At 69.1% G+C, this 21601-nt stretch carries 20 protein-coding genes; 15 read left to right on the top strand and 5 right to left on the bottom strand.

The features are described 5' to 3' along the window. Window positions 1-3: 3 nt before the first annotated feature. Together ACUH78_RS02995 and ACUH78_RS02990 are read right to left on the bottom strand one after the other, a co-directional pair. Complete coding sequence (locus ACUH78_RS02995; protein WP_445332629.1) at window positions 4-2502, bottom strand: ABC transporter permease; 2499 nt, start codon at window positions 2500-2502, stop codon at window positions 4-6. Window positions 2503-2512: 10 nt separating this feature from the next. Further along, window positions 2513-3685, bottom strand: coding sequence for a M20 aminoacylase family protein (locus ACUH78_RS02990; protein ID WP_445332630.1), 1173 nt, complete (start codon window positions 3683-3685; stop codon window positions 2513-2515). 233 nt (window positions 3686-3918) lie between these two features. Between ACUH78_RS02990 and dbpA the strand changes: the two genes are divergently transcribed. From dbpA to ACUH78_RS02975, 3 genes are all read left to right on the top strand, one after another. Then, the gene (gene dbpA, locus ACUH78_RS02985) at window positions 3919-5382 is read left to right on the top strand and encodes an ATP-dependent RNA helicase DbpA (RefSeq protein WP_445332631.1); all 1464 of its coding nucleotides are present in this window, start codon (window positions 3919-3921) and stop codon (window positions 5380-5382) included. Window positions 5383-5564: 182 nt separating this feature from the next. Further along, complete coding sequence (locus ACUH78_RS02980; RefSeq protein WP_418364703.1) at window positions 5565-6482, top strand: histone deacetylase family protein; 918 nt, start codon at window positions 5565-5567, stop codon at window positions 6480-6482. A gap of 51 nt (window positions 6483-6533) precedes the next feature. Further along, window positions 6534-7397 carry a DUF429 domain-containing protein gene (locus ACUH78_RS02975; RefSeq protein ID WP_418364841.1) on the top strand — a complete coding sequence of 288 codons (864 nt, stop codon included), beginning with the start codon at window positions 6534-6536 and terminating at the stop codon, window positions 7395-7397. 69 nt (window positions 7398-7466) lie between these two features. On the opposite strand, the gene ACUH78_RS02970 is transcribed toward ACUH78_RS02975, so the two are convergent. Next, entirely contained in the window at window positions 7467-9872 is a 2406-nt protein-coding gene (locus ACUH78_RS02970; protein WP_445332632.1) for a molybdopterin-containing oxidoreductase family protein, read from the bottom strand. A gap of 114 nt (window positions 9873-9986) precedes the next feature. On the opposite strand from ACUH78_RS02970, the gene ACUH78_RS02965 reads away from it, so the two are divergent. From ACUH78_RS02965 to ACUH78_RS02930, 8 genes are all read left to right on the top strand, one after another. Beyond that, window positions 9987-10613: a LysE family translocator gene (locus ACUH78_RS02965; protein WP_445332633.1), complete on the top strand. Its 627-nt coding sequence runs from the start codon at window positions 9987-9989 to the stop codon at window positions 10611-10613. Window positions 10614-10674: 61 nt separating this feature from the next. Next, window positions 10675-11199: a M48 metallopeptidase family protein gene (locus ACUH78_RS02960; protein WP_445332634.1), complete on the top strand. Its 525-nt coding sequence runs from the start codon at window positions 10675-10677 to the stop codon at window positions 11197-11199. A 69-nt stretch (window positions 11200-11268) separates the two neighbouring features. Then, window positions 11269-11691: a rhodanese-like domain-containing protein gene (locus ACUH78_RS02955; RefSeq protein ID WP_445332635.1), complete on the top strand. Its 423-nt coding sequence runs from the start codon at window positions 11269-11271 to the stop codon at window positions 11689-11691. Between the two features lie 7 nt (window positions 11692-11698). Beyond that, the gene (locus tag ACUH78_RS02950; RefSeq protein ID WP_445332636.1) at window positions 11699-12106 is read left to right on the top strand and encodes a class I SAM-dependent methyltransferase; all 408 of its coding nucleotides are present in this window, start codon (window positions 11699-11701) and stop codon (window positions 12104-12106) included. A 398-nt stretch (window positions 12107-12504) separates the two neighbouring features. Continuing rightward, window positions 12505-13839, top strand: a complete 1335-nt coding sequence (locus ACUH78_RS02945; protein WP_445332637.1) for a TrkH family potassium uptake protein — start codon at window positions 12505-12507, stop codon at window positions 13837-13839. Next, the gene (locus ACUH78_RS02940; protein ID WP_277833020.1) at window positions 13832-14527 is read left to right on the top strand and encodes a potassium channel family protein; all 696 of its coding nucleotides are present in this window, start codon (window positions 13832-13834) and stop codon (window positions 14525-14527) included. The genes ACUH78_RS02945 and ACUH78_RS02940 overlap by 8 nt, the downstream gene beginning before the upstream one ends. A 79-nt stretch (window positions 14528-14606) precedes the next feature. Next, window positions 14607-14828 (top strand): hypothetical protein, encoded by a 222-nt coding sequence (locus tag ACUH78_RS02935; protein WP_418364711.1) that lies wholly within the window; start codon window positions 14607-14609, stop codon window positions 14826-14828. Beyond that, window positions 14825-15214 (top strand): cold-shock protein, encoded by a 390-nt coding sequence (locus ACUH78_RS02930; protein WP_445332638.1) that lies wholly within the window; start codon window positions 14825-14827, stop codon window positions 15212-15214. The genes ACUH78_RS02935 and ACUH78_RS02930 overlap by 4 nt, the downstream gene beginning before the upstream one ends. Here ACUH78_RS02930 and ACUH78_RS02925 read toward each other — a convergent pair. Continuing rightward, complete coding sequence (locus tag ACUH78_RS02925) at window positions 15150-15617, bottom strand: DeoR family transcriptional regulator (protein ID WP_445332639.1); 468 nt, start codon at window positions 15615-15617, stop codon at window positions 15150-15152. The genes ACUH78_RS02930 and ACUH78_RS02925 overlap by 65 nt on opposite strands. 120 nt (window positions 15618-15737) lie before the next feature. Here ACUH78_RS02925 and ACUH78_RS02920 point away from each other — a divergent pair, with 120 nt between their 5' ends. From ACUH78_RS02920 to ACUH78_RS02905, 4 genes are all read left to right on the top strand, one after another. After that, window positions 15738-15989 carry an RNA recognition motif domain-containing protein gene (locus tag ACUH78_RS02920; protein ID WP_445332640.1) on the top strand — a complete coding sequence of 84 codons (252 nt, stop codon included), beginning with the start codon at window positions 15738-15740 and terminating at the stop codon, window positions 15987-15989. An 89-nt stretch (window positions 15990-16078) separates the two neighbouring features. Next, a complete protein-coding gene (locus ACUH78_RS02915; protein WP_445332641.1) occupies window positions 16079-17170 on the top strand; it encodes an efflux RND transporter periplasmic adaptor subunit in 1092 nt (363 codons plus the stop codon). Window positions 17171-17184: 14 nt separating this feature from the next. Continuing rightward, window positions 17185-20238: an efflux RND transporter permease subunit gene (locus ACUH78_RS02910; protein WP_445332642.1), complete on the top strand. Its 3054-nt coding sequence runs from the start codon at window positions 17185-17187 to the stop codon at window positions 20236-20238. Further along, on the top strand, window positions 20235-20879 hold the full coding sequence (locus tag ACUH78_RS02905) for a TolC family protein (protein ID WP_445332643.1): 645 nt from the start codon (window positions 20235-20237) through the stop codon (window positions 20877-20879). Before ACUH78_RS02910 ends, ACUH78_RS02905 begins: the two co-directional genes overlap by 4 nt. A gap of 11 nt (window positions 20880-20890) precedes the next feature. Here the strand turns inward: ACUH78_RS02905 and ACUH78_RS02900 are convergent, their stop codons facing one another. Next, on the bottom strand, window positions 20891-21400 hold the full coding sequence (locus ACUH78_RS02900) for a CIA30 family protein (RefSeq protein WP_445332644.1): 510 nt from the start codon (window positions 21398-21400) through the stop codon (window positions 20891-20893). Between the last annotated feature and the right edge of the window lie 201 nt (window positions 21401-21601).

Here is a 21601-nt window from a genome sequence, read left to right as displayed (position 1 = left end):
CGTTCAGCCCAGCGCACGCAGGCTGGCCAGCGGCGGGCGGGCAAGGAGCCCACGGGTACCGAGCCAGCCCCCCGCCACCACGCCAGCTGCGCCCAGCACCACCGCAGCCAGCACCGGCGCCAGCGCCGGCACGTAGCTCATGCGGAACACCTCCTCTGCCAGCAACCAGCCGATCGCGCTCGCCCCGATACCGGCCAGCACACCAGCGACTCCGCCGAGCACGAGGAACTCGGCAAACAGGGCCTGTCGCACCTGGCGGTTGCGCGCGCCCAGGGTGCGCAGCATGGCAAGCTCGTAGTCGCGCTCGTCGTGGGTGGACTGCAAGGCCGCATAGAGCACGACCAGACCGGCCAGCACCGCGAAGCCGAACACGAACTGCACGATCACGATCAGCTTGTCGGTCATCGCCTGTACCTGTGCGATCACCGCGGCGATGTCGATGACGGTGAGGTTGGGGAAGTCCGCCACCAGCCGCGTAGTGAAATCGTGTTCGCCCGCAGGCAGATGGAAGCTGGTGATCAGACTCGCGGGATACTTCTCCAGCAGGCCTTCGGATGCGATGAAGAAGAAGTTCACCCGCATCGAATCCCAATCCAGCTTGCGCACGCTGGTGATCGGCGCCTCGACCTGCTGCCCGGCGATCTCGAAGCGGACGCGGTCGCCGACCTTCAAGCCGAAGGTCGCCGCCAGCCCCGTTTCGACCGAGAGCTGCGGCTCGGTCGCCGCGCCGTGCCAACGCCCGGCCTCGAGCACGTTGCCGGCGGGAAGATCCGCGCCATAGGACAGGTTGAACTCGCGCTCGGCCAGACGCCGCGAGCGCTCGTCCGTGAAACTCGCCGGGTCGATGGCCTGGCCGTTGATGCTCAGCATGCGCCCTCGGATCATCGGCTGGATGGCCGGCGCCTCCAGCCCGGCGTCCAAGAAGTGCGCGCGCACACCCTCACGCTGATCGGGCTGGATGTTGATGATGAAGCGGTTGGGCGCATCGGACGGCGCCATGTTGCGCCAGTTGTCGAGCAGGTCGGCGCGCACCAGGGTCAGCAGCAGCAGCGTGGTCATGCCCAGGCCCAGTGCGGCAGCCTGAATGACGCTGCTGCCCATGCGCCGCCCGAGCGCGGCGATGCCGTACCGCCAGCCGCCACCGCGCAGGCTGCCCTGCCCCTTGAGCCGCCCCGCAAGCACGAGCACGCCCCAGGCCGCCAGCGCGAACACGCCGAGCGCCATCGCAAAGCCGATCGCAACCAGCGCCCCGAGGCGGGCATCGGCCGCGATCCAGAAGATCAGACCGAGCAGCGCCGCCAGCCCGAGCACCCAGGCCGCGCCCGACACCGGCTCGGCGAACTCGAACTCGCGCCGCAGCACACGCAGCGTGCTCACTTTGCCCAGGCGGAGGAGCTGAGGCAGCACGAAACCTGCCAGCAATGCCATGCCGACCACCAGCCCGTGCGCCAGCGGCAACAGGGACGGCGCCGGGAGCTCGGTCGCCATCAGCTCGCGCAGCCCGCCGGCCAGCCCCCACTGCACCGTCCAGCCAAGCGCCGTGCCCGCCAGCGCGGCCGCCAGTCCGAAGAGCAGGAACTCCCCCACCACGATGCCCAGCACCTGCGCCTGACCTGCACCCAACACTCGCATCACCGCGCAGCCGTCGAGGTGGCGAGCCATGAAGCGCCGCGCCGACAGGCCCACCGCGACCGCGGCGAGGATCACCGCCAGCAGCGCCGCCAGGCGCAGGAAACGCTGTGCCTGGTCAAGCGCGGCGCGCACCTCGGGGCGGGCGTTCTCCACCGTCTCCACGCGCTGGCCGCGGCCGAGATGGTCGCGCGCCCATTTCTCGTAGGCCTCGACGGCCTGCGGCGTGCCCGCCACATGCAGGCGCCACGTGGCGCGGCTGCCGACGGTGATCAACCCGGTGGCCTCCAGATCGCTCAGATTGAAGATCGCGCGCGGCAGCAGCGCAAAGAAGTTCGCACCGCGGTCGGATTCGAAGCTCACCATGGCGCCGACCCGGAACTCGAGCATGCCCAGCCCGACCGTATCGCCCTGACGCACACCGAGCTCCGCGAACAGGCGCTCGTCCAGCCACACCTCACCCGGCGCCGGCGCACGGCCAGCCGGCGCGTCGGGCTGGTTCGGCCCCGATGCGATGCGGATTGCGCCACGCAGCGGATATCCGTCCTCTACCACCTTGACGCCGCCCAGCACCGCAGCCTCCTCGGTACTGGCCATGCTGGTGAACAGCACCGTGGTCGCCGTCTGCAGGCCGCGGGCGTGCGCCTCATCCACGAACCGTGCCGACCAGGGCTGATCGGCGCGCAGCAACAGGTCGCCGCCAAGCAGCTGGTTGGCCTCGCGATCCAGCGCGCGACCGACCCGGTCGGCCAGGAAGCCGACGCTGGTGAGGCTGGCGACCGCGATCACGATCGCCAGGCCGAGCAGGTGCAGTTCACCCGCGCGCAGGTCGCGCAGCATCATGCGCAAGGCAAGACGCAGGGTTCGCATCATCGCGCCGGCCTCATTTCACCGCGCCGAGCAGACGACGCACCAGTTCGCTCCAGTAGGCCACGCCGACCGGCATCACCTCGTCGTTGAAGTCGTAATTGGGGTTGTGCAGGGTGCAGCCGCCCTCGCCCGGGCCATTCCCGATCCACACATAGGCGCCCGGTTTGTGCTGCAGGAAATAGGCGAAGTCCTCGGCACCCATGCTCGGACGACGGTCGGTGAATACCCGCTCGCTGCCCGCAACCGCACGCGCAGCCTCGGCGCACAGCGCAGCCTCGGCGGCGGTGTTGACCGTCGGCGGATAGCCACGGCGGAACTGGAAGTCCACCTGCACGCCGTGGCTCAATGCGATGCCCTCGGCCATCTGCCGCAGGCCCTGCTCGAGGCGATCACGCACCTCGGCGGAGAAGGTACGCACCGTACCGCACAGCTCGGCGCGGTCGGGAATCACGTTGTAGGCCTCGCCGGCGTGGAACTGCGTCACCGACACGACGCCGGCTTCGATGGGATCGAGCACACGGCTCACCAGCGTCTGCGCCGCCTGCACGAAGGCCGCGCCCGCGACGACCGGGTCCACGCCGAGGTGCGGCATGGCGGCATGCGCACCAACCCCCGTAAAACGGATGTCGAAGCGGTCGGCGCTGGCCATCACCGGGCCGGTATGCACTGCAAAGTTCCCCGCCTCCATGCCCGGCCAGTTGTGCATGCCGAACACTGCCTCCATCGGGAAGCGGTCGAACAGGCCATCCTCGATCATCGCCACCGCACCGCCCTCGCCTTCTTCGGCTGGCTGGAAGATCAGATACACGGTGCCGTCGAAGTGCGGCTTCGCGACCAGCGCCTCGGCCGCACCGAGCAGCATGGTGGTGTGGCCGTCGTGGCCGCAGGCGTGCATGCAGCCCGCCACGGTGGACGCGTGTGCGAACGTGTTGCGCTCGGTGATCGGCAGCGCATCCATGTCGGCACGCAGACCGACCGCACGCAGGCCATGCCCGCCGCGCACGACGCCCACGACACCGGTGCCGCCGATGCCGCGGTGGGTCTCGATGCCGAGCGATTCCAGGTGGCGGGCGACCAGCTCTGCGGTGCGGTGCTCCTGAAACGCGAGCTCCGGGTGGGCGTGGATGTCGCGACGGATCGCAGTCAGTTTGTTCTTCAGGGGGCGAACGTGTTCGATGAGGCTCATGGCTGCACCGTATTGTTGTCATCTGTTGCGGGGAACTCGAGTGTATTACACGCGGGCAGAGCGACGGATCATGCTGCGCACAGTCGGCGTCGCAGGTTGGGTCAGAAGCCGGCGCGGGGGCGAAGTTCCCGATCACGCTCATCCACCCGTGCCGAATCGGGGGTCGAATCACGCGCGGCACCGTTCCGGCAAGTTTTCTGCTGACGGCGCCGAATCAGGCCTGATAATTGCGCATGACCCAACTTTTCGACAATGCCTCCGGGCACCCCAGCGGCGCACCCGACCAGCCCGAGGCGCAGCCCCCGGCGACCGAGCCCGGCCTGCCCTTCGACAGCCTGCCCCTGCCCCCAGCCATGCTGGACGCCCTGGGCCGGCTGGACTACCGCACGATGACTCCAATCCAGGCAGCCAGCCTGCCGCTGGCGCTCGCCGGGCACGACCTCATCGCACAGGCCAAGACCGGCAGCGGCAAGACCGCGGCCTTCGCGCTGCCGCTGCTGGCCCGGCTCGACGTGCGCAAACTGGCCGTACAGGCCATGGTGCTGTGCCCGACCCGCGAACTGGCCGACCAGGTTACCCAGGAAATCCGCCGTCTGGCGCGCTTCGAAGCCAACATCAAGGTGCTGCCGCTATGCGGCGGCACCCCCATGCGGCCGCAGCGCGACAGCCTGGAGCATGGCGCCCACGTTGTGGTCGGCACGCCGGGACGCATCATGGACCACCTCGAACGCGGCAGCCTGGTGCTCGACGCACTCGACACCCTGGTGCTCGACGAGGCTGACCGCATGCTGGACATGGGCTTCCACGACGACATCGCCTTCGTCGCCAGCCGGTGTCCGTCGGCGCGGCAAACCTTGCTGTTCTCCGCCACCTATCCCGAAGGCATCGCCGCGCTTGCCGCACGCTTCCTGCGCAAGCCGCAGGAGGTGAAGCTGCCCGAGCAGCACGCCGCCAGCAAGATCCGCCAGCGCTTCTACGAGATCGAGCACCCGGCGCGGCTGCAGGCGGTCGCGAAGTTGCTGCGTCACTACCGCCCGGCCAGCACCCTGGCCTTCTGCAACACCCGCCGGCAATGCCGTGACCTCGTCGAGCTGCTGCGCGCGCAAGGCTTCGCCGCGCTCGCCCTCAGCGGTGAACTCGAGCAGCGCGAGCGCGACCAGGTGCTGATCCAGTTCGCCAACCGCAGCTGCTCGGTGCTGGTGGCCACCGACGTAGCGGCTCGCGGGCTGGACATCGCCCAGCTCGAAGCGGTGATCAACGTTGATGTCACCCCCGACCCCGAGATCCACATCCACCGCATCGGTCGCACCGGGCGCGGCGACGAAGAAGGCTGGGCGCTGAGCCTGTGCAGCAGCGCGGACAAGCGCCGGCTCGCGGGCATCGCGCAGGCGATGGGCTTCGAGCCGGAATGGCACGCGCTCGACGAATTGACGGCAGACGAAGGACTGCCGCTGCAGGCCCCCATGGTGACGCTGTTGATCCTGGGCGGACGCAAGGACAAGATCCGCCCGGCTGACGTGCTCGGCGCACTCACCGGCGAGGCGGGTTTCCAGCGCGAGCAGATCGGCAAGATCACCGTCACCGACCAGACCACCTACGTCGCCGTCGAGCGCGCGATCGCACGCGAGGCGGTGCGGCGCCTTGCGGCCGGCAAGCTCAAGGGTCGAAAGGTGAAGGTGCGGGCGCTGGAGGCATGAGGCACAGCAGCCCAGGGCGCGGACGTACGGGGGGTGGGCAGGCGCGCGCGTGCTGGCCGCGGTTCATCCTTTGCGCACTTCGCGACACGCCAGCGGCCTGAAGCAGCTGCCGGGGCCAGACCTCGCCTCGACCGCCCCAGCCCGCCACGCTCGACCGAAAACCCTTTGTCCTGAAGCCTGTCTTGAAGCTCTACTACGCCGACCATTTCGTCCTGCCCCTGCCCGAGGGGCACCGGTTCCCGATGGAGAAGTACGCCCTGCTGCGCGCCCGCCTGCGCGACAGCGGCTTGTTCGCGGAGGGAGATTTCCGCGTGCCCGCGGCAGCGGGTGACGCGGAAATCCTGCGTGCCCACGACGCCGGCTACCTGCAGCGCGTCGCCAGCGGCACGCTGGACGCTGCAGAGGTGCGGCGGATCGGTTTCCCGTGGAGCGAAGAGATGGTCGAGCGCTCACGCCGCTCGGCAGGCGCCACGCTCGCTGCCTGCCGCAGCGCGCTCGAACGCGAAGGTGGCAGCCCCTGCGCGGCCAACCTCGCCGGCGGCACCCACCACGCCTATCGCGACTTCGGCTCGGGCTTCTGCGTGTTCAACGACGCCGCAATCGCCGCCCTGGCGATGCGCGCCGAAGGCCGCGCCGGACGCATCGCCATCGTCGATTGCGATGTGCACCAGGGCGACGGCACCGCCGCCATCCTCGCAGACACCCCCGAAGTCTTCACCTGCAGCCTGCATGGCGCAAAGAACTTCCCCTTCCGCAAGCAGACGAGCGACCTCGATGTGGATCTGCCCGACGACACCGGTGACGAAGCCTACCTCACCGCACTCGACGCCGCGCTCGATACCGTCTTCAGCCGCGCCCGCCCCGAGCTGGTGATCTACCTCGCCGGCGCTGACCCCTTCGCCGGCGACCGCCTCGGCCGGCTCGCGCTCAGCATCGAGGGACTGGCCGCCCGCGACGCACGCGTACTCGGGGCCTGCCGTACCGAGGGGGTGCCGGTCGCCATCGCCATGGCCGGCGGCTATGCTCAGCCGATCGACGATACCGTGGCGATCCACTTCAACACCATCCGCACAGCAGCACGGATGCTGCGCCCGGGCTGAGTGTCCCCAGCGCATGCCTTCGACGCCGTCCGCTCGACCATCCACCCCTACATGCCGCCTGCAGCCAACGCTGTTCCCCACCTGCGCCTGATCGGCGTGGATTTCACCTCCGCCCCACGCCGCGCCAAAGCGATCACGGTGGCCTGCGGCCACCTCGATGGCGACCGCGTCGTGCTTGGGGGTTTCGAGCGCTGCTCCGACTGGCCCGCCTTCGAAGCCCTGCTCGCCCGCCCCGGTCCCTGGCTGGGCGCGTTCGACTTTCCCTTCGGCCTGCCACGCGAAGCGGTGCGCGACCTGGGCTGGCCGCGGGACTGGGCGACACTGGTGCGCCATTGCGCGGCACTGGGCAAGCCGGCCTTTCGCACCGCGCTCGACACCTACCGCGAATCCCGCCCCAGCGGCCAGCGCTACGCCCACCGCGCCACCGACCTGCCCGCGCGCTCGCACAGTCCGCTCAAGCTGGTGAATCCCCCGGTGGGGCTGATGTTCCTCGAAGGCGCCCCCCGCCTGCTCGCGGCCGGCGTGCACGTACCCGGTCTGCATGACGGCGACCCGCAACGCATCGCCCTCGAAGCCTACCCAGGCCTGCTCGCCCGCCGCATCACCACGGCCTCGTACAAGAGTGACGAGCGCCGCAAGCAGAACGAGGAACGCCATGCCGCGCGTGCGCAAATCATCGACGCACTCACCGCCGGGCGGCCCCCAGCATCCCCCGCGGAGCGAGGCCCCTTGGGCACACCGACCTTGGTCGCTTCGCCCGAGCAACGCCAGGCCCTGGAGGACGACGCCAGCGGCGACCTGCTCGACGCCGCGCTCGCCCTGCTGCAGGCCGCCGCGGCCGCACGCCAGGGCCCGCCGAATTTCGGCCTGCCCGCGGCAATGGACCCGCTGGAAGGGTGGATCGCCGGCTGCTGAAGCCCGGCGACCTCCTCTGCGGCCAGACCCCACGCCGGCACATCAAGTCGAAACGCCCGCGGCCGCCGATCACCCCTGCAAGCGCGGGCCTTCCAACTCGACTTCGCACAGCCCGGAGCGCAGCGGCTGCGAGCCGCTGACCGGATCGACGCGACGGTCCGACACCAGCCGGCTGTAGTTCGCGCCCTGCTCCGAGAGCGCGTCGTAGCCGTCCGCCCCACCGCGCCCGCCGGGCTGCCACCAGCCGTACTCGACCCACACCACGCGCGCATCGAGCGCGGCGTCGAGGCGCGCGCGCACGCGGATGCTGCCGTTGGCCGTGCGCACGCGCACCCGATCGCCCTCGGCAATCCCGCGTTCATGGGCGGCATCCGGATGCAGGTGCACCGCCGGCTCGGGCGCGCGGCGGCGCAGCGAGGGTGCCTGCCGGTCCTGCCCGTGGCGGAAGTGGCGCAGCTTGGCGGTGGTCATCACGAGCGGAAAGTCGCCGGCGCTCGACCCGAAGGGCGAGTCCGCCGGCTCGACGAAGGTGGGCAACGGCGGCACACCGTGGGCCAGCAGGTTCTCGGAGTACAGCTCGATACGGCCGGTTGGGGTCTGGAAGCCCTCTTCCAGATACTTGCGGTAGCGGGTGGCACCCGGCTGCGCAAGGCCGCCGGGCGTGCGCCGCAACTGCTCGAGGCAGACGCCTAAGGGGGCGAGGACGTGGGCCAGCCCGGCCTCCAGGTCGCCGCCCCAGAAGTGCTCCGCCAGGCCCAGCCGCTTGGCCAGTTCGAACACCACCCACGCGTCGGCGCGGCTTTCGCCCAGCGGCTCGATCGCGGCCAGTCGCAGCTGGACCCACTGCTCGGCGGCCTGGCTACCCTCGAAGCCGACCCGCAAGGCCTCGCGCTCCCAGGGCGTGCAGATCGGCAGCACGATGTCGGCAAGCGCAGCGGTCGGCGTCAGCGTCACGTCGGCATAGACACAGAACTCGAGCGCACCGAGCGCCCGCGCGCCGCGTTCGGCGTCGGCATGGTTGAGCAGGAAGTTGCACCCGAAGCCGATCAGCGCACGGACCGGATAGGGCTTTTGCTCGAGGATCGCGTCGTAGAGCACGTCCGAGCCGATCCGCGCATTGCACGCCGGCCCGATCCGCGACTGCTCGAGGCCGATGCAGCGCGCACGCTGCGCGGCCGTGAGCAGCGCCTTGCCGGAAACTTCGTTCGCCGGCAGCGGCGTGAACGCCACATTGCCGCCGGGTGCATCGAAACTGCCGGTGAGCGCTATCAGCGTGGCGATCGCGCGGTCGGTCTGGGTGGCGTTGGTATGCTGGCACACGCCCGCCCAGCAGTAGTAGGCGACCGCCGCGCCGGCCTCGTGCAGCAGGCGGGCACACTGCTCCACTTGCCCCGGCTCGATCCAGCACAGCGCCGCCACGCGCTCGGGCGTATAGGCAGCACACGCTTCCTCAAACAGCGAAAACGCAGTACGGCAGTGCACGCGGCGTCCGTCCGCATCCGCCAGCTCGCACGCACCCGCAAGCACGGGCTGAACGCCCGCGCCACGGCGTGGCCCCACTCCCTGCGCACACGCAACCGCCGCCCCGTCCGCACCCAGCGCCACGAAATCATCCGCCGCAGCCCCCGCAGGCGGCACCGCGAGTTCGCCCGCGCGCAGAAAACGCCCGGTGTCGCTGCGTACCAGCAGCGGCGCATTGGTGAAATCGCGCACGAAATCGGCATCGAACCAGCCGTGCGTCAGCATGGCGCGCGCCACGCCGAGCGCGAGCGCGCCATCCGCCCCCGGGCGCACGCGCAGCCACAGGTCGGCGCCCGCCGCAAACCCGGCCTTGCGCGGATCGACCACCACCACGCGCGCGCCACGCGCCTTCGCGTCGCGGATCGACAGTGCGTTGTTGAGCCAGGTGTCGCGCGGGTTGTGGCCCCACAGCACGATGCAGCGGCTGTGCGCAAAATCGGGCGTGGCGATGCCGCGACCGAAGGTGTGCACATGGGTGTAGTCCTTGTGCCAGTTGCAGATCTCGGTACCGTTGGCGACGTTGGGGCTGCCGAAGGCATTGGCCAGACGCTCGATCCAGCGAACGTCATCGGCGATCGGGGTGCCGCTCGGGGTCGCGATTGCGAACGCCACCGCTTCGGGACCGGATTCGTCGCGGATGCGCGCCAGCGCCGCCGCCGTACGCGTGAGCGCCTCGTCCCACGAGATCTCGCGCCAGCCCGGGTCGGCCTCCCCCTTGGGCCGCGTGCGCAGCATCGGACGCAGCAGGCGCTGCGGGTCGTAGACCAGCTCCGGCGCAGCACGCCCCTTCACGCACTGCGCCCGCCCGGTGGGGTGCGACGGATCCGGCTGTTGCGCGACGAGGCGGCCGTCCTCCACCACCATGCGCGAGCCGCAGCGCGACTTGCACAGGCCGCAGAAACCGGGAATCGACTGTCTGGATGCGGAGGCTTGCGCCGTGTGGGCTTCTTTCATGATTGCAGGCTCCATGATGCCCGGACCGGTGCACCCGGCCGGCGCGAAGACATAAGATACGACGCTTCGAAACCCGCCGGCCATTGCGCCACACCACCACGGCACTCGCAGACCATGCTCGCCCCCGACCAGTTTCTCGCTTTCCTGCTCGCCGCCATCGTCGTCACCGTCTCGCCCGGCCCGGACAACCTCATGGTGCTGGCCATGGGCATGTCGAAGGGGCGCAGCCGTGGTATCGCCTTCGGACTGGGCTGCGCGCTCGGTTGCCTCAGCCACACCGCGCTCGCAGTGATCGGGGTAAGCGCGCTGATCGCCGCATCGCCGCTCGCCTTCACCGCGCTCAAGGTCGTCGGCGGGCTCTATCTGCTGTGGCTGGGCGTGCAGGCCCTGCGCAGCCGCGGCGGCACCCGGGTGGCACGCGCCGAGATGCCCGACCAGGCCTTGTCCACGCTGTTCTTCAAGGGGGTGTTCGCCAACGCGATCAACCCCAAGGTGGCACTCTTCTTCGTCGCCTTCCTGCCGCAGTTCGTGGTGCCCGACAACGGCAGCGTGGGCCTGCAGATGGCGCTGCTGGGCATCGTGTTCACCGCGCAGAGCGCGCTGCTCTTCGGCCTGCTCGGCTACTTCGCCGGCAGCGTCGGCCAGTGGCTCAATGGCAAGCCGCGCGTGGGCACCTGGCTCGATCGCATCGCCGGCTGCATCTTCGTGGCGCTCGGGCTGCGGCTCATCGTCACGCGCTGAAGCACCGCACACCTGGCCGACCGTCACCGCCCGGCCCCCCGGGCTTTCGCCCTCCCTCACCATGCGCCCCCGCCCCGCACCCGCCTACCTCGCCGGCTATCCCGCACACCTGCAGCAGCAGGTGCTTGCCCTCATCGAACAGGCTCGATTCGCCCCCGCGCTGCTGCGGCGCTACCCGAAGGCGCACACCGTACGCTCCGACAGCGCGCTCTACGACTACGTTCAGGCGCTCAAGGCCGAACACCTGCGCAGCGCGCCGCCGCTCGGCAAGGTGCGCTTCGACAACACCCTGCACGTGATCCGCAACGCGCTCGGCACCCACACCGCCATCTCGCGCGTGCAGGGCGCACGCCTGCAGGCCAAGCGCGAGATCCACATCGCGACCCTGTTCCGCGCCGTACCGGAGGAGTTCCTGCGCATGATCGTGGTGCACGAACTCGCCCACCTGCGCGTGCGCGAGCACGACAAGGCCTTCTATCAGCTCTGCCTGCACATGGAGCCGGACTACCACCAGTACGAGTTCGACCTGCGCGCCTACCTGGTCTACCGCGACGCGGGCGGCGAAGCGCTCTGGACTGCGGGGTAGCCGGGCATACGCGAGCAGAATTGTCCGCGCCCTATTTGCCAGCGTTCTTACGCAGGTTCGAGTGTTGCCATGAACGCAAACGTGACCAAGTCCTCGCTCTACAAGCACGTCGCCCGCATCGGCAAGGCGCTCTCGAGCCCCAAGCGGCTCGAGCTCGAAGGCGTGGCCAAGCAGGACAAATCCGGCCTGCTGTTCCAGGACACCGTGCGCCGCGACTTCGACGCGCGTGATGCCGGCCAGTTCGCCAAGGACCACATCCCCGGTGCGGTCAATCTGGAGTGGCGCCGGGTGCTCGCCGAGCGCGACAGCATTCCGCGCGACAAGCCGGTGCTGACCTACTGCAACACCGGTAGCCTGTCGGCCCAGGCCGGCTTCGCGCTGCGGGTCGCCGGCTACGAGAACGTGCGCATCCTGCAGGGCAGATTCGAAGAATGGAAGGCGAAGGGCGGATTCGACGCGGCAAGCAAGACAGCTGCTCCGGCGAAACACTGAGGCTTTCATGAAAGGACGCGAGAGCGGCATGCCGGACGAGGCCTACTGGGCCTCGTTCTTTGATCCTCAGGCTGTGCTGGAACGGCTACGGTTACCGCAGAACAGCCGCTGCAACGCGCTTGAGTTCGGCTGTGGCTACGGCACCTTCACCTTGCCGGCGGCAAGCTGCACGCAGGGCACGGTGACGGCGCTCGATATCGAGCCTGACATGGTCAGCCTCGTCCAACAGCGGGCCAAGGACGCAGGGCTAGCGAACGTCCGCGCCGAAGTGCGTGACTTCGTCGAGTACGGCACGGGCGTGCCCGATGGTTCGCAGGGCCACGTCATGGTCTTCAACCTGCTGCACATCAAGGACCCGCAGGCCCTGCTACGCGAGCCCACCGGATTCTCCAGCCTGGCGGCTCGCTATCGGTGATTCACTGGCGTAGCGACATTGAAACGCCGCGCGGGCTGCCGTTGGCGATTCGTCCCAAGCCCGAGCAGTGTGCTGCCTGGCTGTCGGAAGCCGCTTTCGGCGCGATTGTCGAAGTGCCCTTGGGGCGGAGTGCGCCCTATCACTACGGTCTGTTGGCGCAACGACCGATGCGTGGCGGGCGTGGGTCGGACGTTACTGGCCAGAGAGGGAGGTTACACGCTCAATCCGCGATCCGGCGACGTCTGCTGCGGGAGGCAGTCTACGCATCACCATCCACCGCTTCACGTTCAGCGGCACGAAGGTTCTGACCTCAGCAATCCCAACCCGCCGGGCGTATGATTCGCACCCGATGTGCGCTGTTCTTCCGCGCCGCAACATGACTCGAAGGATGGTGCGAATTGAAGATTCGTGAGGTCCAGCACCCGGCCCGTGTCGTTCCGACCGCGTTCCTGATCACGATCCTGATCGGAACCGGGCTGCTCATGTTGCCGATCGCTCGTGCAGATGCGGTCGCCACGCCCTGGCTTACCGCGCTGTTCACCTCGGTATCGGCGGTATGCGTGACCGGCTTGGTGACGGTGGATACGGGCACCTACTGGTCGTCGTTCGGGCAGTGGGTGATCATGGTGCTGTTCCAGATCGGTGGCTTCGGCATGATGACGGCCGCCACGCTGCTCGGGCTCATCGTCAACCGATCGTTCCGCTTACGCACGCGGCTCACCGCGCAGGCTGAAACACACGCCGTCGGTATCGGCGACATCACCAGCGTGGCCAAGCTCGTACTGATCGTAACCCTGATCATCGAGCTGTTTGTAGCGCTGACCTTGATGCTGCGTTTGCGCAACGCTTACGAGCTGCCTTGGGCCAACGCCGCCTGGAGCGGACTCTTCCACGCCGTGTCCGCTTTCAACAACGCGGGATTCTCGATCCACGCAGACGGGCTGGTACGCCATGCGACCGACGTCTTCATCCTCGCCCCCATCATGCTGGCGATCGTGATCGGCGGCCTGGGCTTTCCTGTCTTGCATGACCTGCGCCGGAAGTTCGCCAGCCCGCACCGCTGGTCGGTGCATACCAAGCTCACGCTCGTGGGCACGGCCGTGCTGCTGGTGGGCGGCACGATCCTGCTGCTTGGCTTCGAGTGGTCCAATCCGCGCACGCTCGGTCCAATGGCCGCCGGAGACAAGTTGCTGTCGGCGATCTTCGCGTCGGTGTCGGCACGCACGGCCGGATTCAATTCGATCGATATCGGTGGGCTGACGCACGAGAGCCTCGGGGTGCACTACTTCCTGATGTTCATCGGCGGCGGCAGTGCTGGAACGGCCGGTGGTGTCAAGGTGGGTACGGCGATGATCCTGGTAATGCTGGTGATCGCCGAGATCCGGGGGCGGATGGATACGGAGGCTTTCGGTCGGCGTATCAGCCATTCGGCCCAGCGCCAGGCCATCACCGTGCTCGTTCTCAGCAGCGCGGTGATCGTACTGGGCACGGTCTTCATCCTCCACACCACCGACATCGCCACCGACAGGATCATCTTCGAGGTGGTCTCGGCCTTTGCAACGGTAGGCCTGTCCACCGGCATCACCGCTGAACTGCCCGAATCCGCCCAAATGATGCTGGTCCTGCTGATGTACGTCGGACGGGTTGGAACGATCACATTGGCGGCATCGCTCGCGCTGGGCGAGCATCGTATGCCGTTCCGCTATCCAGAGGAGCATCCCGTTGTTGGCTAGGCTATTTACAGAGCAGTTCGCCTTCTCGAAGGGCGACAGTGTGGTCGTGATCGGTCTGGGCCGCTTTGGTGGCGCCGTAGCCGACTCCCTGATGCAACTCGGGCACGACGTGATGGGGATCGACCGTGATGCCGAACCCGTGCATGCGTGGGCGGACCTGCTGACCCACGCAGTCCAGGCCGATTCGACCAACGCGATGACCATGCGCCAACTCGGCGTGGCGGACTTCTCGCACGCCATCGTGGGTATCGGTGGCGATCTGGCCGCGAGCCTGATGACTGTGATGGCGCTGACCGAGCTGGAGATCCCGGATATCTGGGTCAAGGCCATGACGCCCGAGCACGGCAAGATCGCCGAGCGCATCGGCGCGCATCACGTCGTCTACCCCGAGGCCGACATGGGTGAGCGCGTCGCCCACCTCATCAGCGGGCGAATGATGGACTACATTGAATTCGACGACGGCTTTGCGATCGCCAAGATCCAGGCGCCGCCAGCGACGCACGACCTCTCGCTCGCCGAGTCCCTGGTGCGCGAGCGGTTCGGCGTCACGGTGGTGGGCATCAAGCGCGCGCACGAGGACTTCCAGCACGGCAAGCCCAGCAGTGTCGTGCTGCCCGGCGATCTGCTGATCGTCTCCGGGCCCACCAAGAAGGTGGAGGCGTTTGCGGCCAGTGGCCGCAGACGTTAGCCGGGCAAGCCGCTGGTGACTGCTGTCCGGCAGTCTGTGGTTCATCTCATCGTGTCGCCTCCGAAATGGCCTCCGCAAAATGCTCAACTGGATCCTGAGTCAGTTCAAGCGGCAATCGGCCGAAGATTTCGAGCGGGCGCGAGCACTGGTCAAGGCAGCCGAGCGGGGAGGGGCACACTTGAACCTATCGAAGGCACGTGAGCTTGCACGAGTGCTCGGGGTCGAAGTGGAGGTTCATGCAAGCGCCGATGAGGTCGTTCACGCCATCCGGCGTTACCTCAGTCATCACGGCGAGCTGTGAGTCTCCAAGGGAAAGTCACCACCTGGAAAGACGACAGAGGTTTCGGCTTCATCACGCCCACCGGCGGTGGCGAGCCGGTCTTTCTGCACGTCAGCAGCCTCACTAACCGCCAGCGCCGGCCGCAGCGTGACGAGCTGGTCAGCTACGAGCTGGCCACCGACGCCAAGGGGCGGCGGCAGGCGAAGGCAGTCACCTTCGTCGGCGAGCGCGCGGTGGCGCCGGCCGCGCCGAGGGCGCAGCGCCCTGCCCCTGGTGTTCGCGGCGGGATTCCTCGCCCTCCTGGCGGCGATGGTGTGGCTCGGACGGCTGCCGCGTCGCACTTCAGTCCACGCGGGCGTGCTGCAATATGCCTTCGATCACCCGCGCGGTCTGCAACAGGCGCTTGACCGACTCGCGGGTGAACTCGTAGCTGCCCTCGTCGACGCCGCTGCGTGGCGCAATCCAGCGCCCGTCCTCGCTGCGGGTGAGCTTGCCGCGCTCGCGCAGCTTCTCCAGCTTGCGCCGCACGGTCTCCTTGGGCAGGCCCGACACCTGCACCAGATCTGCGAGGCGGACGGCGCGAGCCTCGCCGAGCATGAAGCCGTCGGGGGCGAGCAGATCGGACGGCAGCGCCCCCGGACGCATCGCGTGGGCGACGCTGAGGTGCGCGACCAGTCCCCACAGCATGGCGCTGTCGACATCCATGTCGAGCAGCTGCACCAGTCGGCGCATGTGGTCGACGAGGTGGCGATTGGTCGCGAAAGCCACCATCGAGAAGCTCTTCTCGAAGCGCCGGTCGAAGTCGTCCATCAAGGTCTCCTCGCGATCATTCGGCCCAGAATGGGCCGGCTGCTGCCGATTGTCCCGATGTCCGATCTATCCTTCAAGCCCTTTTCGACGCAATTCAAACCGGACCACCGGAGACCATTGATGAAGCTGATCGTCTCGGGCCTGGGCCCCGAAACGGACCTCGAGAAACTGCGCGAGCGCATGCGCCATTTCGGGCCGGTGCTCGGGGTCGAGCCGATCCATGAGGGCGACCTGGAACGTCCCTGGTTCATCGTCGAACTGGACCTTCCCACCGGAGCAGCGACCGAAGTGGCACGGCGGATCGACGGCATCTACTTCAACGACCGCTTCGTCCACGCGAGCGTGATGCTGCCGGTCGGGAGGACCTCATGAAGCCCCGCCGCCTCTCCCCGGTCGAGCAGCCCCCTGCGGCGTAACGGCCGCGCAAGTATGGCCATTCAACCCCTAAGGAACCTCCTCGGATGAACACTCCCTCCGTGCTCTGCGCAGGGCTGCTCAGCCTGTCCCTCGCGGCCTGCGGCGAGCCACCTGCGCCCGCAGCGGTGGTGGAGGCGGCGCGTCCGGCGCTCATTGTCACCGTGGGTGAGACCGCTGCGAGAGAGGCAGTGCGCCTGTCCGGGCGGGTGCGCGCAGCCAGACGCGCCGAGCTGTCGTTCGACGTGCCCGGCTTCGTGGATGAATTCAGCCTCGAGGAAGGGCGGCCGGTGAAGGCGGGAGAGGTGGTGGCGCGCCTGGACGAGCGCATCTACCGCTCGCGCCTGGACGCGGCGCGCGCCGAGTTCGAGCGCGCGAAGAACGACCTCGCGCGCTACCAGCGCCTGTGGGACAGCGAGCAGGCGGTGGCGCGCGCCGAGGTCGACGACCGCCGCGCCCGCCTCGAGGCCGCGCGCACCAGCCTCGCCGCCGCCGAGCGCGACCTCGCCGACACCGTGATCAAGGCGCCCTTCCCGGGCGTGATCACCCGCCGCCGCATCGAGCCCTTCACCAATGTGCAGGCCAAGCAGCCGATCGCCGAGCTGCAGGATCTGAACGCGCTCGAAGTGGTGGTGAACGTGCCCGAGCGCCTGGTGCGCCGCATGCGGCCGCAGCAGGGCGCGGTCGCTTTCCTCGAAGGGGATCGCGCGGTGGCGGGTGACGCCGGCGCGCCGCGGCAGGCGCTGTCGCTCGAGCTCAAGTCCTTCGCCGCCGAGGCCGACCCGCTGACGCAGACCTATGCGGTGGTGCTCGCCGTGCGCTCGGTACCGGCAGGCGTGAACCTGCTGCCGGGGATGGCGGTGAGCGTGGAGGCAGCGGACGCAGAGGCTGAAGCGGCCGCGGCCGCCGCCACGATCCGCGTGCCGCTCGCCGCCGTCTCCGCGGACGCGCAGGGCCAGCCGGGCGTGTGGGTGGTCGGGCAGGACGGGCGGGTGACGCGCCGCCCGGTACACACCGGCGCCATCGTCGGCGCCGACATGGTCGTGGCCTCCGGCCTCGCCCCCGGCGAGCGCATCGTCGCTGCGGGCGTCGGTGCGCTGCGCGAAGGCATGGCGGTGCGTCCGCTCGAATCCCGCTGAGCCCGGGGCCGCGCATGAACATCGCCGAATACACGATCCACAAGGCGGTCGTCGCCTGGGTGGCCACGCTGCTGGTGCTGGCGGGCGGCTGGCTGGCCTACGAGCGCCTCGGCCGCTTCGAGGACCCGGAGTTCGTCATCCGCCAGGCGGTCGTCGTCACCGCCTATCCGGGCGCCTCGCCGGCGCAGGTGGCCGAGGAGATCACCGACCGCATCGAGGGCGCGGTGCAGCAGATGCAGGAGGTGGAGGAGATCAGCTCCGTGTCGCGCGCCGGCGAATCGCTGGTCAAGGTGGAGGCCAAGCTGGCGTTCTCGCACAGTCAGGCCGAGCTCGACCAGGTCTGGAACAAGCTGCGCAGCAGGATCGCCGATGCGGCGCGCACGCTCCCGCCGGGCGCGGCCGAGCCGGTGGTGAAGAGCGATTTCGGCGACGTCTTCGCGCTCTTCTACGCAGTCACCGGCGAGGGCTACAGCCCGCGCCAGATGTACGACTACGTCGACTTCCTGCGCCGCGAGCTGGTGCTGGTGCCGGGCGTGGCGCAGGTGGCGCTGCTCGGCGAGCGCAAGGAGGCGATCTACGTCGAGGTGTCGAGCGCGCGCGCCGCCCAGCTCGGCGTGCCGCTCGACCGCATCTACGCCTCGCTGCGCGCGCAGAACCTGGTCGCGCCGGCGGGGGCGGTCGATGCCGGGCCGCTGCGCCTGCAGATCCAGCCCGCGGACGCCGTGGTGTCGGTGGACGCGCTCGGCGAGCTGGTGGTGGCCGGCGACGCGGGCAGCGGCCTGCTGCGCCTGCGCGACGTGGCGGAGATCCGCCGCGAGTACGTGGATCCGCCCGCGGTGCTGATGCGTCACGACGGCCAGGCCGCGATCGGGCTGGGGATCTCCAACGTGCTCGGCGGCAACGTGGTGGAGATGGGCGACGCGGTCAAGCGCCGCCTGGCCGAGCTGGAGGACCAGCGGCCGGTGGGCATGGCGCTGAACGTGGTCTCCTTCCAGTCGGACTCGGTGCGCGTTGCCGTGTCGAGCTTCGTCGACAACCTGGTTGCCGCAGTGGCAATCGTGGTCGTGGTGCTGCTGCTCTTCATGGGCCTGCGCAGCGGACTGATCATCGGCGCGGTGCTGGTGCTGACCGTGGCCGGCACGCTGATCGCCATGTGGATGGACGGCATCGCGATGCAGCGCATCTCGCTCGGCGCGCTGATCATCGCGCTCGGCATGCTGGTGGACAACGCGATCGTGGTCACCGACGGCATCCTGGTGCGGCTGCAGAAGGGTGAAACAGTGGCTTCCGCCGCCGGCGCGGTGGTGCGCGCGACGGTCTGGCCGCTGCTCGGCGGCACGGTGGTCGGCATCCTCGCCTTCAGTGCGATCGGCCTGTCGCCCACCGACATGGGCGAATACGCCGGCTCGCTGTTCTGGGTGATCCTGTATTCGATGCTGCTGTCGTGGCTGTTCGCGATCACGCTGACGCCGCTGCTGTGCGCCGCCTTCCTCAAGGTGAAGGTGGAGACGAACGTACAGGAAGGCCGAGCGCTGCGCGCATATCGCGGCCTGCTGCGGGGTGTGCTGGCCCACCGCAAGCTCAGCGGCGTGGTGCTGGTCGGCCTGCTCGCGGCCGGCGTGGTCGCCTTCGGCCATGTGCCGCCCGGCTTCATGCCCGACTCGGCGCGGCCGCAGTTCGTGGTCGACCTGGCGCTGCCGCAGGGCACCGACCTCCGCACGACCGCAGCCGTGGTCGCCGAGGCCGAGGCCAAGGTGCGCGCGGCACCGGGCGTGACTCATGTGACCGGCTTCATCGGCCAGGGCGGGCTGCGCTTCATGCTCACCTACAGCCCGGAGGACCCCAACCCGGCCTACGGGCAGCTGCTGGTGGACGTGGAACGCTTCGAGGACATCGCCGGCCTCATCGAGCGCCTGCAGCCCGAGCTCGAGGCCGGCTTCCCGCAGGCCAGCGTGAAGGTGTGGAAGTTCATGCTCGGGCGCGGTGGCGGCAAGAAGATCGAGGCCGCCTTCCGCGGCCCCGACCCAGCGGTGCTGCGCCGGCTGGCGGAGGAGGCCAAGGCGATCATGGCCGCCGACCCCGAGGCGGTGGCGATCCAGGACGACTGGCGCCAGGCGGTGCCGGTGGTGCGCCCGCGCTTCTCGATCGAGGCCGCGCAGCGCGCCGGCGTGCTGCCCTCTGACATCGCCGCCGCGCTCGAGCGCAACTACGTCGGCCAGCAGATCGGCGTGTATCGCGAGCGTGATCGCCTGATCCCCATCCTTGCGCGCGCGCCAGTCGACGAGCGCGGCGGCGTCGAGGAGCTTGGCAATGCGCAGGTTTTCAGCGCGACGGCGGGCAAGTTCGTACCGGTGAGCCAGTTCGTCGAGCGCGTCGACACGGTGTGGGAGGACGCGCTGATCCGGCGCGAGAACCGCTTCCCCACCATCAAGGCGCAGTGCGACCCGCCCGCCGGGCAGTTGTCCGCGCCGCTGTTCGAGCGCCTGCGCCCGCAGATCGAGGCCATCGCGCTGCCGCCGGGCTACGTGCTCGAATGGCATGGCGAGCACAAGGCCTCGGCCGAGGCCAACGCGGGGCTGGCCGCAGCCGCGCCCTTCGGCTTCGCGGCGATGGTGGTGGCGGTGATCGTGATGTTCAACGGCCTGCGCCAGACCGCAGTGATCTGGCTCACCGTGCCGCTGGCGGTGGTCGGCGTCGCGGTCGGGCTGCTGCTGTTCCAGGCGCCTTTCGAGTTCATGGCCATCCTCGGCTTCCTGAGCCTGACCGGCATGCTGATCAAGAACGCGATCGTGCTGGTGGACCAGATCGACGTGGAGATCCGCGAAGGCAAGCCGCGCCTGCTTGCGGTGCTGGACGCCTCGGCCAGCCGCGCACGGCCGGTCTTCCTGGGGGCGGCTACCACCGTGCTTGGGGTGGCGCCGCTGCTGGTCGATCCCTTCTTCCGCAGCATGGCGGTGACCATCATGTTCGGCCTCATCTTCGCCACCGGGCTCACGCTGGTGGTGGTGCCGCTGCTGTACGCGAGCTTCTTCCGCATCCGCGGCGACGAGACGGAGGCGGGACGATGAGACGCGCACCGCTGCCTGGGCGTCTGCTCCCCGCCCTGTCTGCTGTCCTGGCCCTGCTGCTTGCTGCCTGCCAGCCCGCCGCCTTCGTGCGACCGGACGTGCCGGTGCCGGAGCGCTGGCCGCGACAGGCGGCGACGGCGAACGCTGAAGCGGAGCAGGACGCAGCAAGCCTGGGCGCGCTGCCGTGGCGGGAGATCCTGCCCGCACCCGAACTGCATGCGCTGATCGAGGAGGCGCTGGTCGCCAACGCCGACCTGCGCATCGCGATCGAGCGCATCGAGCTTGCCCGCGCGCAGTACGGCATCGAGCGTGCGGCGCTGTTCCCGGGCGTGAATGCGACCGCGTCTGCGACGCGGGAGCGCATGCCCGGTTTCGATCCGCGCGAGAACCGTGTCGGCGAGAACGCTGTCGCCGGCCTGTCGATGCCGGCCTGGGAGATCGACCTGTGGGGCCGACTCGCCGCCCGCAAGGCCTTCCTGCCGCGCATCACGCTCACCACGCTGCTCCGCTTCGCCAGCACCGATCTCGCACAGCTCTTCGACAGCGAACTGGCTCAGTCGCAGGTCAAGCGCGGCCTGCAGCAGGCCGTGGTGCAGTTGTATCGCGCGCTGGGAGGAGGCACGACCTCGACCCGAGGCTGATCGAAGGCGCCCTACTCGCCCGCAGCGAGCGTGCCAATCTCTCGAATCGCCAGCTCGAAGGGCCCGAACTGCCGATCGGCGATCATCAACCCGACTTGCCGGATGCGTGCGCCGCGCAGCGCCGGCGCATCCGGCACCGGCCGGCCGCGGAAGCTGGCGCGGAAGGCGTCGATCGGCAGCCGCAGCACCTGCCACTCGCCAGCCATGGTGTCGAAAGCCGCCTGGTAGTTGATGCCATCGAAGCCACCGTCGATGCGCAGATTGAGCTTGTAGCGCCGGCCGTCGCCGCGCACGGTGATCTGCAGCGCGTCGATCGCACCGTTCGGCGCATCCGACACGGGCGCGCGCACCGAGGCGAAGCCGCCGTTGTTGTCCGGCGAGACCACACCACCGAACACCACATGGCCGGCGGGATCGAGGCGCAGCGCGCTGCGCGATACCCCGCCCATCACGCGGTCGTCGATCGCGCCCCAGGCCGCGACGGATTGCGGATGATCGAAGAGGAAGAGCGTGTCAGGCATGGCACCATTATGGCCCTGCGCAGCTTAAGAAGGCTGGGCCAACGCCAGCCGGCCAATGCAAGCCCGCCATCGAAGCTATTCAGCCCAGCGGGCACCTTCCGCACTGCCGCGAACTTTTGCGACTCGGCCTTTTCAATACCGGGTCTCGTTCAAGACCCGCCACATTCACTCCGGCAACCGCTGCCGGCGACAACAACAAAG

Source organism: Thauera sp. ZXT1-4, assembly GCF_052598215.2.
The sequence above is the reverse complement of the archived record's forward strand: the minus strand, read 5'-3'. Positions and strand labels throughout refer to the sequence as shown.